Origin of the sequence: Candidatus Pantoea formicae (assembly GCF_011752625.1) — a bacterium.
Lineage (GTDB): Bacteria > Pseudomonadota > Gammaproteobacteria > Enterobacterales > Enterobacteriaceae > Pantoea > Pantoea formicae.
The window spans coordinates 497388-517108 of sequence record NZ_VWXD01000003.1 but is presented as its reverse complement, the minus strand read 5'-3'; the positions used below and the strand labels follow the sequence as shown (position 1 = coordinate 517108).

Annotated in this window: 19 protein-coding genes, 2 tRNA genes and 3 other RNA genes; 11 read left to right on the top strand and 13 right to left on the bottom strand. The window is 52.0% G+C overall.

Annotation, left to right across the window (positions count from 1 at the left end; translation table 11 throughout):
- Positions 1-57: 57 nt before the first annotated feature.
- Both F3J38_RS11135 and gapA read right to left on the bottom strand, forming a co-directional pair.
- Entirely contained in the window at positions 58-933 is an 876-nt protein-coding gene (locus F3J38_RS11135; protein WP_167138323.1) for a D-hexose-6-phosphate mutarotase, read from the bottom strand.
- A gap of 74 nt (positions 934-1007) precedes the next feature.
- Positions 1008-2006, bottom strand: coding sequence for a glyceraldehyde-3-phosphate dehydrogenase (gene gapA, locus F3J38_RS11130; RefSeq protein ID WP_039335472.1), 999 nt, complete (start codon positions 2004-2006; stop codon positions 1008-1010).
- A 338-nt stretch (positions 2007-2344) separates the two neighbouring features.
- On the opposite strand from gapA, the gene msrB reads away from it, so the two are divergent.
- Positions 2345-2755, top strand: a complete 411-nt coding sequence (gene msrB, locus F3J38_RS11125; protein ID WP_167138321.1) for a peptide-methionine (R)-S-oxide reductase MsrB — start codon at positions 2345-2347, stop codon at positions 2753-2755.
- 2 nt (positions 2756-2757) lie between these two features.
- Positions 2758-3039: a YeaC family protein gene (locus F3J38_RS11120; protein ID WP_167138319.1), complete on the top strand. Its 282-nt coding sequence runs from the start codon at positions 2758-2760 to the stop codon at positions 3037-3039.
- 35 nt (positions 3040-3074) lie between these two features.
- On the opposite strand, the gene pncA is transcribed toward F3J38_RS11120, so the two are convergent.
- The 3 genes from pncA to sppA form a co-directional block, all read right to left on the bottom strand.
- Complete coding sequence (gene pncA / locus F3J38_RS11115) at positions 3075-3683, bottom strand: bifunctional nicotinamidase/pyrazinamidase (protein ID WP_167138317.1); 609 nt, start codon at positions 3681-3683, stop codon at positions 3075-3077.
- Between the two features lie 16 nt (positions 3684-3699).
- Positions 3700-4713 (bottom strand): asparaginase, encoded by a 1014-nt coding sequence (ansA, locus tag F3J38_RS11110; protein ID WP_167138315.1) that lies wholly within the window; start codon positions 4711-4713, stop codon positions 3700-3702.
- Between the two features lie 85 nt (positions 4714-4798).
- Complete coding sequence (sppA, locus tag F3J38_RS11105) at positions 4799-6658, bottom strand: signal peptide peptidase SppA (protein ID WP_167138313.1); 1860 nt, start codon at positions 6656-6658, stop codon at positions 4799-4801.
- A gap of 169 nt (positions 6659-6827) precedes the next feature.
- On the opposite strand from sppA, the gene F3J38_RS11100 reads away from it, so the two are divergent.
- The 4 genes from F3J38_RS11100 (at position 6828) to F3J38_RS11085 (ending at position 10817) form a co-directional block, all read left to right on the top strand.
- Positions 6828-7379, top strand: coding sequence for an NAD(P)H nitroreductase (locus tag F3J38_RS11100; protein WP_167138855.1), 552 nt, complete (start codon positions 6828-6830; stop codon positions 7377-7379).
- Between the two features lie 153 nt (positions 7380-7532).
- Positions 7533-8576 (top strand): selenide, water dikinase SelD, encoded by a 1044-nt coding sequence (gene selD, locus F3J38_RS11095; RefSeq protein ID WP_167138311.1) that lies wholly within the window; start codon positions 7533-7535, stop codon positions 8574-8576.
- A 22-nt stretch (positions 8577-8598) separates the two neighbouring features.
- Complete coding sequence (locus F3J38_RS11090; protein ID WP_167138309.1) at positions 8599-10521, top strand: DNA topoisomerase III; 1923 nt, start codon at positions 8599-8601, stop codon at positions 10519-10521.
- A gap of 35 nt (positions 10522-10556) precedes the next feature.
- On the top strand, positions 10557-10817 hold the full coding sequence (locus F3J38_RS11085; protein WP_370661721.1) for a YnjH family protein: 261 nt from the start codon (positions 10557-10559) through the stop codon (positions 10815-10817).
- 39 nt (positions 10818-10856) lie between these two features.
- On the opposite strand, the gene xthA is transcribed toward F3J38_RS11085, so the two are convergent.
- The 8 genes from xthA to F3J38_RS11045 all read right to left on the bottom strand — a co-directional run bounded on the left by xthA (position 10857) and on the right by F3J38_RS11045 (position 14025).
- Positions 10857-11669, bottom strand: coding sequence for an exodeoxyribonuclease III (gene xthA / locus F3J38_RS11080; protein ID WP_167138305.1), 813 nt, complete (start codon positions 11667-11669; stop codon positions 10857-10859).
- 126 nt (positions 11670-11795) lie between these two features.
- A non-coding RNA gene (locus F3J38_RS11075) (RtT sRNA) lies at positions 11796-11924 on the bottom strand.
- Positions 11925-11964: 40 nt separating this feature from the next.
- Positions 11965-12093: non-coding RNA, RtT sRNA (locus tag F3J38_RS11070), on the bottom strand.
- Positions 12094-12133: 40 nt separating this feature from the next.
- Positions 12134-12262, bottom strand: a non-coding RNA gene (locus F3J38_RS11065) — RtT sRNA.
- 40 nt (positions 12263-12302) lie between these two features.
- Positions 12303-12387, bottom strand: a tRNA-Tyr gene (locus F3J38_RS11060).
- 45 nt (positions 12388-12432) lie between these two features.
- Positions 12433-12517 (bottom strand) — tRNA-Tyr (locus tag F3J38_RS11055).
- 146 nt (positions 12518-12663) lie between these two features.
- Positions 12664-13512, bottom strand: a complete 849-nt coding sequence (gene purU / locus F3J38_RS11050; protein WP_167138303.1) for a formyltetrahydrofolate deformylase — start codon at positions 13510-13512, stop codon at positions 12664-12666.
- A 57-nt stretch (positions 13513-13569) separates the two neighbouring features.
- Positions 13570-14025 carry a YchJ family protein gene (locus tag F3J38_RS11045; RefSeq protein ID WP_167138301.1) on the bottom strand — a complete coding sequence of 152 codons (456 nt, stop codon included), beginning with the start codon at positions 14023-14025 and terminating at the stop codon, positions 13570-13572.
- 96 nt (positions 14026-14121) lie between these two features.
- On the opposite strand from F3J38_RS11045, the gene rssA reads away from it, so the two are divergent.
- From rssA to F3J38_RS11020, 5 genes are all read left to right on the top strand, one after another.
- Entirely contained in the window at positions 14122-15027 is a 906-nt protein-coding gene (rssA, locus tag F3J38_RS11040) for a patatin-like phospholipase RssA (protein WP_167138299.1), read from the top strand.
- A 102-nt stretch (positions 15028-15129) separates the two neighbouring features.
- Complete coding sequence (gene rssB, locus F3J38_RS11035; protein WP_167138297.1) at positions 15130-16146, top strand: two-component system response regulator RssB; 1017 nt, start codon at positions 15130-15132, stop codon at positions 16144-16146.
- Positions 16147-16339: 193 nt separating this feature from the next.
- Positions 16340-17248, top strand: coding sequence for a UTP--glucose-1-phosphate uridylyltransferase GalU (gene galU / locus F3J38_RS11030; RefSeq protein ID WP_034828817.1), 909 nt, complete (start codon positions 16340-16342; stop codon positions 17246-17248).
- A gap of 23 nt (positions 17249-17271) precedes the next feature.
- Positions 17272-18612, top strand: coding sequence for a UDP-glucose dehydrogenase family protein (locus F3J38_RS11025; RefSeq protein ID WP_167138295.1), 1341 nt, complete (start codon positions 17272-17274; stop codon positions 18610-18612).
- A 14-nt stretch (positions 18613-18626) separates the two neighbouring features.
- Positions 18627-19634, top strand: a complete 1008-nt coding sequence (locus F3J38_RS11020; protein ID WP_167138293.1) for an NAD-dependent epimerase — start codon at positions 18627-18629, stop codon at positions 19632-19634.
- Positions 19635-19721: the final 87 nt, after the last annotated feature.

The following is a 19721-nucleotide window of genomic DNA, read 5'->3' as shown; positions in this document are numbered from 1 at the left end:
GCCTCATAAAAGTGCGCTGGGGCATATTGTATAGCGGCGCGTGTGCGCCGCCCAATCCTACTTATTACGTAAGCGAAGCGTAGTGCCTAAGCGCGCAGGCGATTCACCAGCACTTTTCATTGGTTTGTTAATCCGCGCCGTTTCTACGCAAACCATGGTTTTGTAGCCTTCATTGGGCATATCCGCCATGCTACATGACAACTCTGGGCCTGGATTCCAAGTGACAACGTCACTTTGGTAGTGGTGGTAAACTTCTATCTGGCGATTACCTCCCTTGTCATGGATTACGCTGCAATCTTCGGCAGCGGTGTGGATCCGGTCCACACGATCGGGATAGATCTGCTTGCCATCGGCCGAGCTGCCCACCACGTTAGCATTGACCTTATCGATAAAGCTGTTGCCTAAGCCACTCACTTCGACTTGAGCAATATCAGTAACCTGGAAGTAGGTGTGCAGTGCAGCAGTGGCTTCGTAATCACCCCAGGCTTCCAGTTCAATTTCACAATGTTCAGCAATGCGGAAACGGGCGAGCAGCGTGAAGTCGTGAGGCCACAGTTTTTTGGTTTGCGCGTTGCTCTCCAGCGTGAAAGTCAGCATCACCGCATCTTCATTCTCATCATGGGCAGTGAGCGTCCATGGCTGATTACGTGCGAAGCCATGCGCCGGCTCTCCGGCCGGACCGAACCATGGCCAGCAAATTGGCACACCACCGCGAATCGCTTTGCCTGTGACAAAGGGTGTCTTCTCGCTTAACCAGATAACCGGCTTTTGACCGCTGGGTTGCCATGCCAGCAGATGCGCGCCTTGCAGGGCAATGGCAGCTCGCACTTTAGGATGGCTGATCACCACAATCGGCAGGTCGCCCATTTGACGTTGTGACAGGTAAGGGGTGATCTGATTCACCACCGGCAAACTATAAAGCGTATCTTGCATCGTCAGACCTTCTCTTCTTCCAAATGAAAAAAAAGGGGCGACCGAAGTCACCCCTTGTCTGGTTCGCCAGTTGCTTACTTAGCAGCAACCAGTGCAATCAGATCCAGAACTTTGTGTGAGTAGCCAGTTTCATTGTCGTACCATGAAACCAGTTTCACGAAGTTGTCGTTCAGTGCGATACCGGCTTTAGCATCGAATACTGAAGTCAGGGTTTCACCGTTGAAGTCAGTAGAGACTACGTCGTCTTCGATATAACCCAGAACGCCTTTCATCTTGCCTTCAGATTCGGCTTTGATGACAGCACAAATTTCTTTGTAAGTTGCTGGTTTTTCCAGACGAACCGTCAGGTCAACAACAGACACGTTCGGGGTAGGAACGCGGAACGCCATACCGGTCAGTTTACCGTTCAGCTCTGGCAGTACTACGCCCACTGCTTTTGCCGCACCGGTAGAAGAAGGGATGATGTTCTGAGCTGCGCCACGGCCGCCGCGCCAGTCTTTGTGAGACGGGCCATCAACGGTTTTCTGGGTTGCAGTTGTTGCGTGAACGGTCGTCATCAGGCCTTCAACGATACCGAAGTGATCGTTGATAACTTTAGCCAGTGGTGCCAGGCAGTTAGTGGTGCAAGATGCGTTAGAAACGATGTCTTGGCCCTGGTATTTGTCGAAGTTTGCACCGCGAACAAACATTGGGGTCGCATCTTTAGAAGGACCGGTCAGAACCACTTTCTTCGCGCCAGCTTGGATGTGTTTGCGAGCGGTTTCGTCGGTCAGGAAGATACCGGTTGCTTCAGCAACAACGTCAACACCCACTTCATCCCATTTCAGGTTAGCCGGGTCTTTCTCAGCGGTAACACGGATTTTTTTGCCGTTAACAATCAGCGCGCCGTCTTTAACTTCTACGGTACCGTCGAAACGACCGTGCGTAGAGTCATACTTCAGCATGTAAGCCATGTAATCCGCGTCGAGCAGGTCGTTGATTGCAACGATTTCGATGTCAGAACGCTGCTGTGCAGCACGGAAAACGATGCGACCGATACGGCCAAAACCGTTGATACCTACTTTGATAGTCATATATTCCACCAGCTATTTGTTAGTGAATAAAAGGTTGGCTGTAAAATTACAAAAACCTTACCAAGCGTCAAGCGGAATCGTGTCAATTGTTGCGACAAGTCAATTCCAACGCCAGGAATAATTGATTGCGCAATCGCTTACGCAGCACCCTTATTGCGCGCCTATGTTACGCCGAATACCGACCGAAAAGGGATGACTTTTGCAAAGGGTGATCGACATCACAATTTTGCGCTGTGGCAGTCGTGTCGAACGGGTTCGCACGAAAAAAGACCATGTTGATGTTGTTCGTTTGTTAGAATACTAGTCGATTTTTACAGAATGACACTCCGGAACTCAAAATGGCTAAAGACACCGCACCCGAGGCAAAAATCGCGCAGCTTTCTGAGATGCAGCGCTATGTCACTCAGCATCGCGGCACGGAACCCCCTTTCAGTGGCGCACTGTTGCACAACAAGCAAGAAGGTATTTATCACTGCTTAGTGTGCAACTCGCCGCTGTTTCTCTCCGACACTAAGTACGACTCTGGCTGTGGCTGGCCAAGCTTCTACCAACCCTACAGTGACGAGGCTATTCGCTATCTGGAGGATGATTCGCACGGTATGCATCGTGTGGAAATTCGTTGTGGCAATTGCGATGCGCATCTTGGTCACGTATTCCCTGATGGCCCGCAGCCGAGCGGTGAGCGCTACTGCGTCAACTCTGCCTCGCTAAGCTTCACCGACGAGCAGGGTAATCAGCAAGAGGGCTGAGCATGAAACAAGAACTGGAAGCGATGTTGGCAGCAATGACGCCGGAAGTGTATGAGCGCTTGGCGACTGCGGTGGAAATTGGCAAGTGGCCTGATGGCGTCGCATTGACGCAAGAACAGCGCGACAACTGCCTGCAATTGGTGATGCTGTGGCAGGCTCGCCACAACGACGATCCGCAACATATGACCATCGGTAAGGGTGGTGAAATGGTGACGAAGTCGAAAAAGCAGCTGAAAGAAGAGTTTGGCATTGAGCCTGAAGTGACACGTATCAACCTGCATTAACATGTAAAAGGGCTGGTATTCACCAGCCCTCATTTTCAGATTATTACCGCCCCTTGTGCTTCCATCTGCGCGATGGCAATTTCGCTGTCATCATGATTCAGGTTAACACCACGGCAACCCTCTTTAACGACTTCAACGTTATAACCTAGCTCAAGCGCATCCAGCACACTGTATTTCACGCAGTAATCGGTCGCGATACCCAGCATCACCAAATCACTAATACCGCGTTCGCGCAGCCAACTGTCCAACTCGGTCTTACGGCGATGACCGTTGTCGAAGAATGCGCTGTAACTGTCCACATCGGCGTCACCCCCTTTATGGAACACGGCATCAATTAAGCTGCGGTCCAGTCCTGGATGGAAATCTGCGCCGATGGAGTTCTCGACACCGTGATCCGGCCACCAGATCTGCGCCAGACCGTTCAATTCGCCCAGCGTGTAGACCGGCTCTCCCGAGACAGAAGCAAAACTGCCATGGTTAGCTGGGTGCCAGTCTTGTAATGCCACTACACATTCACCCCGATCGCGGAACTCGCGTGCGTAACGGTTAGCAACAGGCACCGTCTGGTCACCTTCTCGCACCGCCATTGGGCCGCCGGGGCAAAAATCGTTTTGAATATCGATGATTATCAATGCCCGCTTCATTACTTCTCGCTCCGTATCAGTCGTCGGTCAGTTCGCCGCGTAAATTCTGTTGCATTTTGGCACGAATTTCCGCGGTGGTGAGGTTTTGGCTCAACAAAAAGTGCAGTTTTGTTAAGGTTGCCTCAACAGTGAGGTCAAAGCCACTGATCACACCGGCGTGTTCCAAGGCATTACCGGTGGCATAACCGCCCATGTTGACCTTGCCAGACATGCACTGCGTCAAATTGACCACGACGATGCCGCGTTCGCTGGCCTGATGTAATTCATTAAGGAACTCTGCATTTTGCGGGGCGTTCCCTACGCCATAGGAACGGAGGATCAGTGCCTTCACTGGCTGACGCAGGAAGTTACGTACCACATCGGCAGAGATACCCGGATAGATGGTGACGACACCAATCGGCTGAGGGGTGATCGGATGCACAATCAGCTCGCCTTTTCCCTGTGGCGCCGGTGGCGTATTCAGCTTACGGATGTGAATACCCGCTTCCAGCAACGGCGAAAGGTTAGGCGAAGCGAAGGCATTAAAACCATCAGCGTGGGCTTTGGTGGTGCGGTTACCGCGGAACAGCGTGTTGTTGAAGAACAGGGCAACTTCGCTGATCGGGTAGTTCGCTGCCACATACAGCGAGTTCAACAAGTTTTGCTGACCATCGGATCGCAGCTCAGCCAGCGGGATCTGCGAACCAGTAACGATGACGGGCTTAGCCAAGTTTTCTAACATGAAGGACAGCGCAGACGCGGTAAATGCCATGGTGTCGGTACCGTGCAGGATCACAAAGCCATCGTACCGATCGTAATTTTGCTTGATGTCGTCAGCAATCGATTGCCAGTCACGCGGCGTCATGTCAGATGAGTCCATCAACGGATGATATTCGTGGATGGTAAAGCTTGGCATCTCTGGCCGATGGAATTCTGGCATGTTGGCCAGCTGCTGCTGTAGATGGCCGGAAACCGGGATGTAGCCTTGCGCAGAGCGCTGCATACCGATGGTACCGCCCGTGTAGGCTACATAGATATTTTTCTTTTGCATGGAAGAACTCAGACTTGCCGTAAAACGCGCAGTATAAGGGGATTAACAGCGAAAAGCAGCCCGACCAGCGGCCGGGCTGTAAAGATTAACGTACGTTGCCGCAGTTAAGGCAGAAAGCATAACGATTTTGCGGATCGTTAAGGTTATTAATCAGGCCCGGCTGGTTTTTGACGGCGCTCATCACATCTAACATCGGTGCGGGAAGCCACACTTTCAGTGCTGCAGGCAGCATTGCCTGCGCTGACGCGTTCATCTGATTCAACAACAGGTCAAGCATACCCGGATCATCCTGATACCAGCTCAGCTGTGGTTTGGTCACTTTTGCCAGCTCAGCGGCTTTTGCCACGGCGTCGTCGAAGTCACCCAGTGCGTCTACCAAGCCATTGGCTTTGGCGTCGCTGCCGGTCCACACATGGCCTTGTGCAATGGCGTCGATTTGCTCCGGCGTTTTATGACGTGATTTTGCTACCAGGCCAACAAAGTTGCGGTAACCATTTTCGATGGTCAGTTGCATCAGTTGCTGAACTTCTGTTGGCAGCGCTTTGGTGGTCGCTACGTCTGCCAGCGGTGAAGTAGCCACGCCGTCCGTGTGCACGCCAATGGTGCTTAGGCTGTTTTCAACCGTGTTGATCACGCCAAAAATACCGATCGAGCCGGTCAGCGTACTCGGTGCTGCGACAATATAATCAGCTGGTGTGGAAATCCAATAACCACCGGATGCCGCCATGCCGCCCATCGATACCACCACGGGCTTGCCCGCGTCGTGTGCCGCTGCCAACTCTTCGCGGATCGCCTCTGAAGCAGTGACGCTGCCGCCAGGACTGTTCACGCGCAGGACAATGGCTTTGATTTTCGGATCAAGGCGGGCATCACGAATCTGTGAGGCGGTGGTATCGCCACCGACATTTCCTGCCGTCTCTTCTCCATCCATAATCGCACCGCTGGCGAAGATCACCGCAATATTGCCGTCATCACCCTGCGGCGGCTGTTTTACGGTGTAATCGTAAATGCTGACGTTACGATAATCGTTATTTGCCTTATCCCAGCCGAAGGTTTTCACCAGTTCCTGGTCTGCGGCTGCACGGCTATCCAACACATCAACCAGCTTGCTGTTCAGCGCATATTTCGCGGTATCACCGTCTACAGCTTGCAGGCCGCTTATGATGCCCGCTGCGCCAGGGAAGAGTTGATCTGGCGTGATTTGACGATTAGCGGACACAGTGTTGAGGTAGTTCTGCCACAGTTGGCCAATCCAGCGACCGTCGGCGTCACGCGCGTCTGGCGACATATCATCCCGCAGGAAGGGTTCAACTGCCGATTTGTAGGTACCCACACGGAACACATGCGAGCTGACTTTTAACTTATCCAGCAGGGATTTGTAGTACAGCCCATTGGTTGCGAAACCGTGCAGGTCTACCGTACCTTGCGGTGACAAATAGATCTTGGTCGCATAGCTGGCAATGTAGTACTGCGCCTGGCTATAGCTATCACCGACGGCATAAATTGGTTTGCCAGCATCGCGGAATTCACGCAGTGCTTTACCGACATATTGCAACGAAGGTTGATCGCCACCGGCAAAGTCGCGCAGGTCCAAAACGATACCCGTGATGTTCTTATCGGTTTTTGCCTGACGAATGGCATCCACGACATCGAACAGAGAGTTTTCCTGCAAGCGGTCATTGCTGGCGCCCAATAGCTGTCGGCCGATGCGGCTCAGACGGTTACTGACGGATGGTTTATCAACCAAGACTCCGCTCAGATCCACTTTCAGCGCACCTTGCTGCACCGGCTCACTGCTACTGGCACTGGAAAGCTGCAACCAAATGCCGACACCCGCCAGGATCAGCACGATGAGAAATAAATTCAGAATAAATTCTCGAATGAAATTTAATACCCGCCAGCTCCAACGGAACAGGCCGGCAATAATTCGCCACAATGTGCGCATAAACTCTCCATATTCACGTAACAGGGCAGTCGCCACGCGGTCTGCCCCGATGTCGGGTTCATCCTAAAGAGCAGCGTGCGAAATGTCAGCAGGAAATCGCGCCAGACTGTTACAAAAGATCTCGCTGTGCCAGGATTAGCCGACGCTTTTTATTCATGGGAGAATAATGATGGATGCATTGGATTTATTAGTTAACCGCCGTTCAGCATCACGTTTGGCTGAGCCAGCACCGGTAGGAGAAGCATTGCAGAACATTTTGCATGCGGGATTACGCGCGCCGGATCATGGCACGATGCAACCCTGGCGCTTCATTATTGTTGAAAATGACGGACGCGAGCGCTTCGCGAAATTGTTAGAGCAAGCGGCGCGAGACAGCCATCAGGATGATAAGGCGATTGAGAAAGCCGCTTCTGCACCTTTCCGCGCCCCGATGATCATCACGGTCGTTGCTCACTGTGAAGAAAATGCCAAAGTGCCGCATTGGGAGCAGTTGGTCTCAGCGGGTTGTGCCGTGATGGCGATGCAAATGGCGGCAGTGGCACAGGGCTTTAACGGCATCTGGCGCAGCGGCCCATGGACCGAGAATCCGGCGGTGCGCGAGGCCTTTGGATGCCGCGACCAGGATGCGATTGTGGGCTTCCTCTATCTCGGCACGCCTCAGTTAAAAGCCAACACCACCGTAGTGGCGCCGGATACCGCACAGTTTGTCAGTTATTTCTGACAGACAGCGGCGGGTTTCTTCGGCAAGGTGAGCGCGGTTGCAGATATTGCACACCACGTGTGCGAAAGATCGTGGTTAGATCGCGCAACACTTACCAGCGGCTGGCAGCCAGGCTAACATACTGCCTTCTGTACAGCGCATAAGGAACCCGCCATGAGTGAACCGCTTCGCCTGACGCAATACAGCCATGGAGCTGGCTGCGGCTGCAAAATTTCGCCGCAGGTACTGGAAACCATTCTTCGCAGTGAGATAACGCCATTCCACGACCCCCAACTGCTGGTGGGCAATGAAACGCGCGATGATGCCGCGGTTTACGATTTGGGCAACGGCACTGCGGTGGTCAGCACCACCGATTTCTTTATGCCCATCGTCGATGATCCTCATACCTTTGGCCGTATTGCCGCCACTAATGCCATTAGTGATATTTATGCCATGGGCGGCAAACCCATTATGGCGATCGCGATTCTTGGCTGGCCAGTCAACGTCCTCAGCCCGGAGGTGGCACAGCAGGTGATTGAAGGTGGCCGAGCGGCGTGTCAGGCGGCGGGCATTGCGCTGGCAGGTGGACACTCGATTGATGCGCCAGAACCGATTTTCGGTCTGGCTGTGACCGGCATCGTGGATGTTGCGCGCGTGAAAAAGAACAGCGCAGCACAGGCAGGGTGTCAGTTATTCCTGACGAAACCACTTGGCATTGGCATCCTTACCACCGCCGAGAAGAGAGGTTTACTTCGCCCTGAACACCAGTCACTGGCGGCTGACATCATGTGCCAGTTGAATAAAGCAGGTGCCGAGTTTGCCAAACTGGATGGCGTCAGCGCCATGACCGATGTCACCGGTTTTGGCTTACTCGGGCACCTGAGTGAAATTTGCCAGGGATCCGGTTTGCGCGCAGAAATCCACGCTACACAGGTTCCGCACTTGCCGGGAGTGGATGAGTATATTGCTGCAGGTGCAGTGCCCGGTGGCACTCAGCGCAATTTTGCCAGCTATGGTGGCCATATTTCCGCGATGGACGATGCAACGCGTGCGTTACTGTGTGATCCGCAAACCTCGGGTGGTTTGCTGGTGGCGGTGCAACCCAGCGGGGTCGAAGCCTTCCAGCACTGCGCAACATTGGCAGGCGTGCAGGCGACGGCGATCGGTGAGCTTTTGGCTGCTGACACGTCTTGCCCATTAATTACCGTCGTGAATTGACGTAGAAGGAACGACGCCAGACATGCGTTTGTTTATTGCTGAAAAACCCAGCCTGGCGCGCGCCATTGCTGATGTACTGCCGAAACCGCATCGACGCGGCGACGGCTTTATTGCCTGTGGCAACGATCAGATGGTCACTTGGTGTGTCGGGCATTTGCTGGAGCAGGCGCAGCCGGACAGCTATGACAGCCGCTATGCGCGCTGGAATCTCGCCGATCTACCGATTATCCCGGAAAAGTGGCGTTTACAGCCGCGCCCGTCGGTGGCGAAACAGCTCAAAGTGATTGAGGGTTTGCTGCAGCAGGCGAGCGAAGTGGTTCATGCCGGTGACCCGGATCGTGAAGGTCAGCTGTTAGTGGATGAAGTCCTGGACTATCTGCAACTCGTGCCGGAAAAACGGCAGAAAGTGCAAAGGTGTCTGATTAACGATCTCAACCCCTCCGCGGTGGAACGCGCGGTGGGCCGTTTGCGTGAGAACCGCGAGTTTATCCCACTATGTGTCTCTGCATTGGCGCGCGCGCGTGCAGATTGGCTTTACGGCATCAATATGACCCGTGCGTTTACGTTGTTAGGGCGCAATGCCGGTTATGATGGCGTGTTGTCGGTCGGTCGCGTTCAGACACCGGTGCTCGGCTTGGTGGTGCGTCGTGATGAAGAGATCGAGAACTTCATCCCGAAAGATTATTTCGAAGTAAAAGCGCATATCGTGACGCCGAAAGATGAGCGTTTTGTTGCCAGTTGGATACCCAGTGATGCCTGCGAACCCTGGCAGGATGAAGAAGGGCGGCTATTGCATCGTCCGTTAGCCGATCACGTGTTAGAGCGTATCAACGGTAAGCCGGCGATGGTCACCGGTTATAACGACAAACGAGAATCTGACACCGCGCCACTGCCGTTTTCTCTCTCCAGCCTGCAGATAGAAGCGGCAAAGCGTTTCGGCCTCAGCGCGCAAAACGTACTGGATTGCTGTCAGCGTCTGTACGAAACCCATAAGCTGATTACCTATCCGCGTTCTGACAGCCGTTATTTGCCCGATGAGCACTTTGCCGGACGCCATGCGGTGCTGAATGCGATTCAGGCGCACCAACCCAATCTGACACCGCCCACGGATTTTAATCCTGATCAGAAGAATCGCTGTTGGGACGATAAGAAGGTGGATGCTCACCACGCCATCATCCCTACCGCCCGCGCCAGTAAAGTGAATTTGACGGAAAATGAAGCCAATATTTACGGCCTGGTTGCACGACAGTACTTGATGCAATTCTGCCCAGACGCGGTGTTTCGCAAATGCGTTATCGATCTCGACATCGGCGGTGGGAAGTTTGTTGCGAAAGCGCGCTTTCTGGCGGAAGCGGGTTGGCGTGCCTTACTTGGCAGTAAAGAACGCGATGAAGAGAACGATGGCACGCCTTTACCTGTGGTGGCAAAGGGCGATGAGCTGCTGTGTGAGCGCGGTGAAGTGCTCGCTAAGCAGACGCAGCCGCCGCGCCCGTTCACCGATGCCACCCTGTTATCCGCCATGACCGGTATCGCGCGCTTTGTCCAGGATAAAGAATCAAAGAAAGTGCTGCGTGCGACCGATGGTTTAGGAACGGAAGCGACGCGTGCGGGTATTATCGAATTATTGTTCCGGCGAACCTTCCTGGTGAAGAAAGGCCGCTATATTCACTCTACGGATGCAGGAAGGGCGCTCATCCATGCGCTTCCTGAAATGGCGGCACGGCCTGATATGACGGCGCACTGGGAATCAACGTTAACGCGCATCAGTGAAAAATCCTGTCGCTACGATGAGTTTATGCAGCCACTGGTTAGCACACTGATAGGGTTGATTGGCGAAGCGCGTCAGCGACCGTCATTGCAGTCATTCAGAGGTATCGCCGCACCGGCGACAAAACGGAAAGCGAAACCGAAATCGACCCGGCGTAAAACCAAGGAGACAGAGTAATGCGTTATGTCTTTATCGCGCTTGGCTTAGCGTTGATGTGCAGTAACAGCGCACAAGCTAATCGCCAGCCGGAAACCAGCCATCTGGGCAATACCGATGTCGTGGTGGATATGCCGCGAGAGGTGTGGACGCAAGGGCAGAATAATCAGCAAAGCAACTGTTTGCAGTGTTGCATCTACGAAAACCGCAGTTATTCGGAAGGTGCAGTGGTGAAAGCGGAGGGTGTGCTGCTGCAGTGCGGACGCGATGAGAAGGTGATGGGAACCAATCCATTGATCTGGAAGATCATTAAATAACAGCGTATGGCGTTTCGACGCCATACGCTGCATCACCGCTTATTTATCCAGTGAGAACGTCGACCACACTGGCGCGTGATCTGACGGTTTCTCCATACTGCGGATGTCATAATCAATACCGCTCTCAATGCAGCGTGAAGCCAGCGGTTGGCTGGCGAGCAGCAGATCGATACGCAGACCGCGGTTGTCATCAAAACCTTTAGAACGATAGTCAAACCAAGAGAAGCGATCGGCTGTCTCCGGGTATTTGGCGCGCCAGGTATCAACTAAGCCCCAGTGCATCAAGCGGTCCATCCACTCACGCTCTTCGGGTAAGAATGAACATTTACCGGTACGCAACCAACGCTTACGGCTGTCTTCACCGATACCAATATCAAGATCGGTGCTGCTGATATTCATGTCGCCCATGATCAACACGGGTTTATCCACCGCCAACTGTTGCTCCAGGTAATCCTGAAGGTCACGATAGAACTTCTCTTTTGCCGGAAATTTGGTGGGATGGTCGCGGCTTTCACCTTGTGGGAAATAGCCATTAATCACGGTGATATCGCCAATTGGGCTGGGGATCTCAGCCATGATCAAGCGACGCTGAGAATCCTCATCATCACCGGGAAACCCGCGGCGTACTGAAACAGGCTGCGCTTTGGTCAGCAGCGCGACACCGTAGTGGCCTTTCTGACCATGATAAAAGACGTTGTAGCCCAATTTGCTAACGTCTTCGAGCGGGAACATGTCGTCATGAACTTTGGTTTCCTGCAAGCCGATGACATCTGGCTGATGTTGTTCAACCAGGGCTTCGAGTTGATGAGGACGCGCGCGCAAGCCATTGATGTTGAAAGAGACAAATTTCATTTCGCTGCCATTTTTATCCGCAAAAGTATGGCGGGATGGTAACGAGTTTTGCACAAAAAGTCATGGTTTGAATCGGTGTAATGAGCGATTGAATCAAAAGGGAAAGCTAACAAAGAAAATACAGGATGGTGGCGGGAGAAGGATGACTCGACGCCATGCGTCTCGCCCTGCGGGCCGCGCTGAAGCGCGTTGTCTCACTGCGTTCGACTCGAACCTTCGGTCGAAGCTTCTCATCCTTCTCATTGTGCAATATGAAGGAACAAATTTAATCGATGAGTGTTGAATAAATACAGGATGGTGGCGGGAGAAGGATGACTCGACGCAAAGCGTCTCGCCTTGCGGGCCGCGCTGAAGCGCGTTGTCTCACTGCGTTCGACTCGAACCTTCGGTCGAAGCTTCTCATCCTTCTCATTGTGCAATATGAAGGAATTAATTTAATCGATAAGCACTGAGAAAATACAGGATGGTGGCGGGAGAAGGATGACTCGACGCGATGCGTCTCGCCCTGCGGGCCGCGCTAAAGCGCGTTGTCTCACTGCGTTCGACTCGAACCTTCGGTCGAAGCTTCTCATCCTTCTCGTCGTGCAATATGAAGGAATTAATTTAATCGATAAGCACTGAGAAAATACAGGATGGTGGCGGGAGAAGGATTCGAACCTTCGAAGTCGATGACGGCAGATTTACAGTCTGCTCCCTTTGGCCGCTCGGGAATCCCGCCAGGGATATAAAGCTCTTGAAGATTCAGGCGAGGTGTTAATTCAGATGGTGGCGGGAGAAGGATTCGAACCTTCGAAGTCGATGACGGCAGATTTACAGTCTGCTCCCTTTGGCCGCTCGGGAATCCCGCCACTGGCCTGAATTAAAGTGCCTGAAAGCGGGGCGCATCATACCAAATGCGTTTGGACTGTAAAGTGCTGAAAACAAAAATATGAATCGTTTGACCACTTTTCACTCGTGGCGCTGAAGAGTTGCACAATTCAGCGCCAACGAAGGATTAAAGAATGATGGTGCGGTTGCCGTAAACGAACACACGCTGGCCCAACACTTTGTAGAGTGCGCGGCTAAGCACGTTTTTCTCCACATCGCGGCCAGCGCGCATCATCTCTTCTGCGGTATAGCTGTGATCAACGTTGATCACGTCCTGCATGATGATTGGACCTTCATCCAGATTATCATTCACATAGTGCGCTGTTGCGCCGATGATCTTCACACCACGCTCATATGCCTGATGATAAGGGCGTGCGCCAATGAAGGCGGGCAGGAACGAGTGGTGAATGTTGATGATCTGGTTTGGATAACGCTGAACAAAAGCGGGTGTTAACACGCGCATGTATTTTGCCAGCACCACATAATCAGGCTGGTAACGATCGATTTCCTCGCACATGCGATTGTCGTGTTCTTCACGCGTCAGCCCTTCATGGCTCACCAGTGCAAACGGAATATCAAAGCGTTCGACCAGTGAACGCAGTGTTTCATGGTTACCGATGACGGCGGCGATCTCCATATCAAGACCCCCGAAGGCACTCTTCATCAGTAAATCGCCGAGGCAATGTGCCTCTTTGGTCACCAGAATGACCACACGGCGGCGTCCGGCACTTTGCAGTTCACGCACTGAACCGACCGGCAGGGCGCTATCGAGATCCGCCAGCAAGGTATTGTCGTTGAAAATCCCTTCCAGCTCTGTGCGCATGAAGAAGCGCCCGGTACGGTGATCGACAAACTCATTGTTTTGCACAATATTGAGTTCGTGCTTGTAGCAAATGTTGGTGATCTTGGCGATCAGACCTTTTGCATCAGGGCAAATGGTCCGTAAAACTTTTCGTTGCGTGTTTTGCGCTTGCATCTCGATCAGAGTCCTGTCAAAGCGATGAATGGTAAAGCCGTTGTGCATCTGTCCAGATTAACCACAACATTTTTTGTATTTTTTATCGGAGCCACAAGGACAGCGATCGTTACGCCCTAACTCTGGCGTTGTACCGTCGATATAGTACCAGCGTTGATCCTCACGAAGAAAGCGTGAACATTCATAGATGGCAGAAGCGCGGCCTTTTTCGAGATAGCGCGCAAAAAAAGTCACAAAGGCTTCGTTCTCATGGCTTCCATGATTACAACGGGTTACATTCAAGCCCAGCCACTCAGAGTCGGTAAAACTTTCAGATAATAACGTCTCAAGGTCTGCCACGCGCTTGCTGGAGTGCCAAGTTGCCGCTAAATAAGCCGCATTCTTCTCAACGTAGGCGGTGTAGCGCGAACGCATTAATTGTTCAGCGCTGGCAGGTATCTCTTGGCCGCTCAGAAAGGGTTGGCAACATAAGCTATACTGCTTTCCGCTGCAGCAAGGGCACTTTTCGGACACGTCATCTCCTGTGAGTGATTAAAGTTAATTAAAGTATGCGCTATGGTAGCCGACTGCTCGGTGTGATGCTACGTGCCAGACGAATCACGAGGTGCGATGAGAAAGGTAAGAATTGGGCTGGCCCTGGGCTCAGGTGCCGCCAAAGGCTGGGCGCACATTGGTGTCATTAATGCCTTGGAACGTGCCGGGATTGAGGTTGATGTCGTTGCGGGCTGTTCTGTTGGCGCTTTAGTGGGTTCAGCCTACGTGAATGGCCGCTTGGGGCTGATGGAAAAGTGGGTCAGTGCCTTTCGCTACTGGGATGTTATCCGGTTGATGGACCTCTCGTGGCAGCGCGGTGGATTGCTGCGGGGGGATCGTGTGTTCAGCCATGTTCGTCAGATCATTCCCAACGAACTTATTGAAGGCTGCGACAAGCCCTTTGGCGTGGTTGCCTCTAATTTAAGTACCGGGCGCGAGTTGTGGCTTACAGAAGGCGATCTCCACCAAGCGGTGCGTGCATCATGCAGCATGCCAGGTTTATTACCTCCAGTTAGCTACAATGGTTACTGGCTGGTGGATGGGGCGGTGGTTAACCCGGTGCCAATATCGCTCACGCGAGCACTGGGTGCAGACATTGTGATTGCGGTTGACCTGCAGCACGACGCGCATCTGATGCAGCAAGATCTCCTCTCGGTCACGCCACAAAGTGGCGAAGAAGCCGCTGCAGCTGAGGCACTGAGCTGGGGCAAAAAATTGCGTCAGCGCATACTGGGCTTAACGCATCGTCGGGCTAATCAGACACCTGGCGCAATGGAGATCATGTCAACCTCCATTCAGATTCTTGAAAATCGTTTGAAACGTAATCGTATGGCAGGCGATCCACCGGATGTCCTGATCCAACCATTTTGTCCGCAGATATCCACACTGGATTTTCATCGTGCAGAAGAAGCCATCGCGGCAGGTAAAGCCGCAGTTGAGAAAAAAATGGATGAACTATTACCGCTGGTCCGTGGCAGATAATCAGGTTGTTCATTCACAAGCACTACGACTTCAGCCAATTCTGAAAGGCGTATCTGCGTTTTATGAACCACTATTGAAATATCTGGTACACAGGGGGAGAGAATGGAAAAGCCACTAATCGGCAAAAAGATACTCATTGTCGAAGATGAGGTCGTTTTCCGTTCATTATTGGACAATATGTTGGCGAATCTTGGCGCCAGTACGCTGGAAGCCGGTGATGGCCTTGATGGCTTAACCTTGCTGTCGGCACAAGCCGTTGATCTGGTGATTTGCGATCTGGAGATGCCTCGCATGGGCGGTATCCAGTTTGTGGAGCGTATTCGCAGCCGTGGCAACACGGTACCGATCCTCATCATTTCTGCCACGCAAAATATGGCTGACATCGCGCGTGTACTGAGACTGGGTGTGCAGGATGTTCTGCTAAAGCCGCTAAAAAATCTCGAGCGTTTCCGTGAAGCCGTTTATGAATGTCTGTATCCCTCGATGTTCACCTCCAAAGTCGAGGAAGATGAGCAGTTGTTTCAGGACTGGGACGCGCTGGTAAGCGATCCCTCAGCTGCCTCGAAATTACTGAAACAGTTGCAACCACCCGTTCAGCAAACCATCGCCAATTGCCGTATTAACTATCGCCAACTGACCATGGCAGAGCAGCCTGGACTGGTGTTGGATATCGCGGCGCTGTCTGACAATGACCTTGCCTTTTACTGCCTCGATGTGACGAGAGCGGGAGATAATGGCGTGCTGGCTGCGCTGCTACTGCGCGCATTGTTCAATGGGCTGCTGCAAGAACAACTTTCCGGCCAGAAACAACGTCTGCCAGAGTTAAATGGTCTGTTACGCCAGGTCAACCTGCTTTTGCGTCAGGCCAACCTGACGGGCCAGTTCCCGCTTTTAGTGGGGTACTACCATCGCCAGTTAAAAAATTTGATTCTGGTCTCTGCCGGACTCAATGCCACTTTGCACGTTAACACCCACCAAATACAGCTCAGCAACGGCGTGCCGCTCGGTACTATGGGCAGCACTCACCTCAATCAAATCAGTCAGCGTGCTGATGCCTGGCAGTGCCATGTTTGGGGCGCGGGCGGCAGGCTTCGTCTGATGCTTTCGGCTGAAGAGTAAGCGGTCGAATTTATATTTTTAGCGGGTTGAAGACAGGGCCAAGGGTAAGCTTTACACTTGGGTAATAGTCTTAAATTCCGCGGATTAACTCCATCCAGGATAAATCCGCCTGATACTAACTGATATACTCATTTCGTTTTTAAACCGACATATCAAGTATTAACTTGAACGGCCTATTAAGAGAGGTATTTAGATGTCTGCCTATAAGTCTAAAGTAAAAAAAGCGGTAATCCCGGTTGCGGGTCTGGGTACGCGTATGCTGCCTGCTACCAAAGCTATTCCTAAAGAGATGTTACCGCTGGTCGATAAGCCGCTGATCCAATATGTCGTGAATGAGTGCATTGCTGCGGGTATTAATGAGATTGTGCTGGTTACCCACTCATCTAAAAATGCTATCGAAAACCATTTTGATACCAGTTTTGAACTGGAATCTATGCTGGAAAAACGCGTTAAGCGTCAGTTGCTGGATGAAATCCAATCTATCTGCCCTCCACATGTCACCATCATGCAGGTTCGCCAGGGTATCGCGAAAGGCTTAGGCCACGCGGTGATGTGTGCGCACCCACTGGTGGGCGATGAGCCGGTTGCTGTGATCCTGCCTGATGTCATCATTGATGAGTACGAATCAGATCCAACTAAAGACAACCTGGCAGAAATGTTGGCGCGTTACGAAGAAAGCGGCCGTAGTCAGATCATGGTTGAGCCGGTTGCTGATGTGACAGCGTACGGTGTTGTCGATTGTAAAGGTGCTGACCTGGCACCAGGCCAGAGCGCACCGATGGTGGGCGTGGTAGAAAAACCTAAAGCATCTGAAGCACCTTCCAACTTGGCGGTTGTGGGTCGCTATGTGCTGTCTGCTGATATCTGGCCACTGCTGGCTAAAACACCTCCGGGTGCCGGTGGCGAAGTCCAGTTGACGGACTCCATTGCGATGCTGATGGAAAAAGAGACCGTTGAAGCTTATCACCTGACGGGTGTTAGCCATGACTGCGGTAACAAACTGGGTTATATGCAGGCTTTCGTTGAGTACGGCGTTCGTCATCCAGTATTGGGTAAAGACTTTACTCAGTGGTTGGAAGGCGCAGTCGGCAACAAAAAGTAATTCATTAAACACAGGATAATTCAATGAAAGTCACTGTATTTGGTATCGGCTATGTCGGTCTGGTTCAGGCTGCGGTGTTAGCCGAAGTCGGACATGACGTTCTCTGTATTGATGTCGATGAAAAGAAAGTCGAAAACCTGAAAAAAGGCCAGATCCCTATTTTTGAACCGGGTCTGACGCCGCTGGTTATGTCTAACTATGAAGCGGGACGCCTGAAATTCAGCACCAATGCGGAAGAGGGTGTTAACCACGGTGTCATGCAATTTATTGCTGTGGGTACGCCGCCGGATGAAGACGGTTCTGCCGATCTGAAATATGTGACTGCGGTTGCGCGCACGATTGCATCGCACATGGATGACCACAAAGTGGTTATCGACAAATCGACCGTTCCTGTGGGAACCGCCGATCGCGTGCGTGCAGTAATGCTCGAAACACTGCAAAAACGTGATGCCAACATCCCGTTTGATGTGGTTTCTAACCCTGAATTCCTCAAGGAAGGGGCTGCAGTAAACGATTGTATGCGTCCTGAGCGTATTGTCGTGGGCACCGATAACGACGAAGTGGTTGAGCTGTTGCGTGAGCTGTATGAGCCATTCAACCGCAACCATGATCGTATGATTCTGATGGATATCCGCAGTGCAGAGCTGACGAAATACGCAGCAAACTGCATGCTGGCAACCAAGATCAGCTTCATGAACGAGATCTCCAACCTGGCGGAACGTTTGGGAGCCGACGTTGAAAAAGTACGTCAGGGGATTGGCTCGGATTCACGCATCGGTTACCACTTCATCTACCCAGGTTGCGGCTACGGTGGTTCATGTTTCCCGAAAGACGTCCAGGCGTTGATTCGCACCGCTGAGTCGATTGGCTATACCCCGCGTTTGTTGCAGGCAGTGGAAGACGTCAACGATTCACAGAAAAACAAATTACCAAGCTTCATTAAACGTCATTTTGGTGACGATTTACGTGGTAAGACGTTTGCACTGTGGGGACTGGCGTTTAAACCTAATACTGACGACATGCGTGAAGCCTCCAGCCGTGTGCTGATGGAAACGCTGTGGGAAGCCGGTGCGACGATTCAGGCGTTTGACCCAGAGGCGATGGAAGAAGCCCAGCGCATCTATGGTCATCGTGATGATCTCAAGCTGACGGGGACGAAAGAAGCGGCGCTGCAGGGTGCGGATGGTTTGGTCATTTGTACTGAATGGCAGAATTTCCGTGCACCAGATTTCGATGTCATCAAAACCGCGTTAAAACAACCCGTGATTTTTGATGGTCGTAACCTGTATGATCCGGAGCGTATCAGCAAACGCGGCTTTACTTATTACGCAATCGGCCGCGGAGCATCAATTCAAATTGTGTAATGAATGAGGGATGTATGAAGTTTCTGGTTACTGGCGCGGCAGGTTTTATTGGATTTCACGTGAGTCAGCGTTTACTGGCTGCCGGTCACCAGGTTGTCGGCATCGACAATCTGAATGACTATTACGATGTGAGTCTCAAACAAGCCCGCTTGGATCAGATTGCTCAACATCCCGAATTTATCTTTGTGAAAATGGACCTGGCAGACCGCCAGGCCATTTCTTCTTTATTTTCCAGTCATGGTTTTGACCGCGTAATCCATTTAGGCGCGCAGGCGGGGGTTCGTTATTCCATTGAAAACCCACACGCCTATGCCGACGCCAATCTGATAGGGCATCTCAATATTCTTGAAGGTTGCCGCCATCATAAAATCGGCCACTTATTGTACGCCTCATCGAGTTCTGTATATGGACTCAACCGTAAAATGCCATTTTCAACTGATGACTCAGTTGACCATCCTATTTCATTGTATGCGGCGACTAAGAAAGCCAATGAGTTGATGTCGCATTCCTACTCACATTTGTATCAATTGCCCACCACGGGGTTACGCTTCTTTACCGTTTATGGCCCATGGGGCCGTCCCGATATGGCGTTGTTTAAGTTCACGCGGGCAATGCTGGCAGGCGAACAAATTGATGTGTATAACCGTGGGCAGATGACCCGCGACTTTACCTATATTGATGATATTGCAGAATCCATCGTACGTTTGCAGGATGTGATTCCACAGGCAGACGAAAACTGGACGGTTGAAGCCGGTTCGCCAGCAACCAGCTCTGCGCCGTACCGCGTCTACAATATTGGTAATAGCCAACCAACAAGTCTGATGACTTATATTGAATCACTGGAAAAAGCGTTGGGCATTGAAGCAAATAAAAATATGTTGCCCATGCAACCGGGTGACGTGCCAGGCACTAGTGCAGATACACAACCCCTGTTTGAGGCGATTGAGTTCCGCCCGCAAACGGGGGTTGAAGAGGGTGTTCAGAGTTTTGTTGATTGGTATCGCCGCTTTTATCAGCGATAACGTCGAATAAAAAAGGAAGCCAGAGGCTTCCTTTTTCTTACCCGGTGTAAAGTGAAACCGCCAATGGCATTTCACAACTCGAAGCAC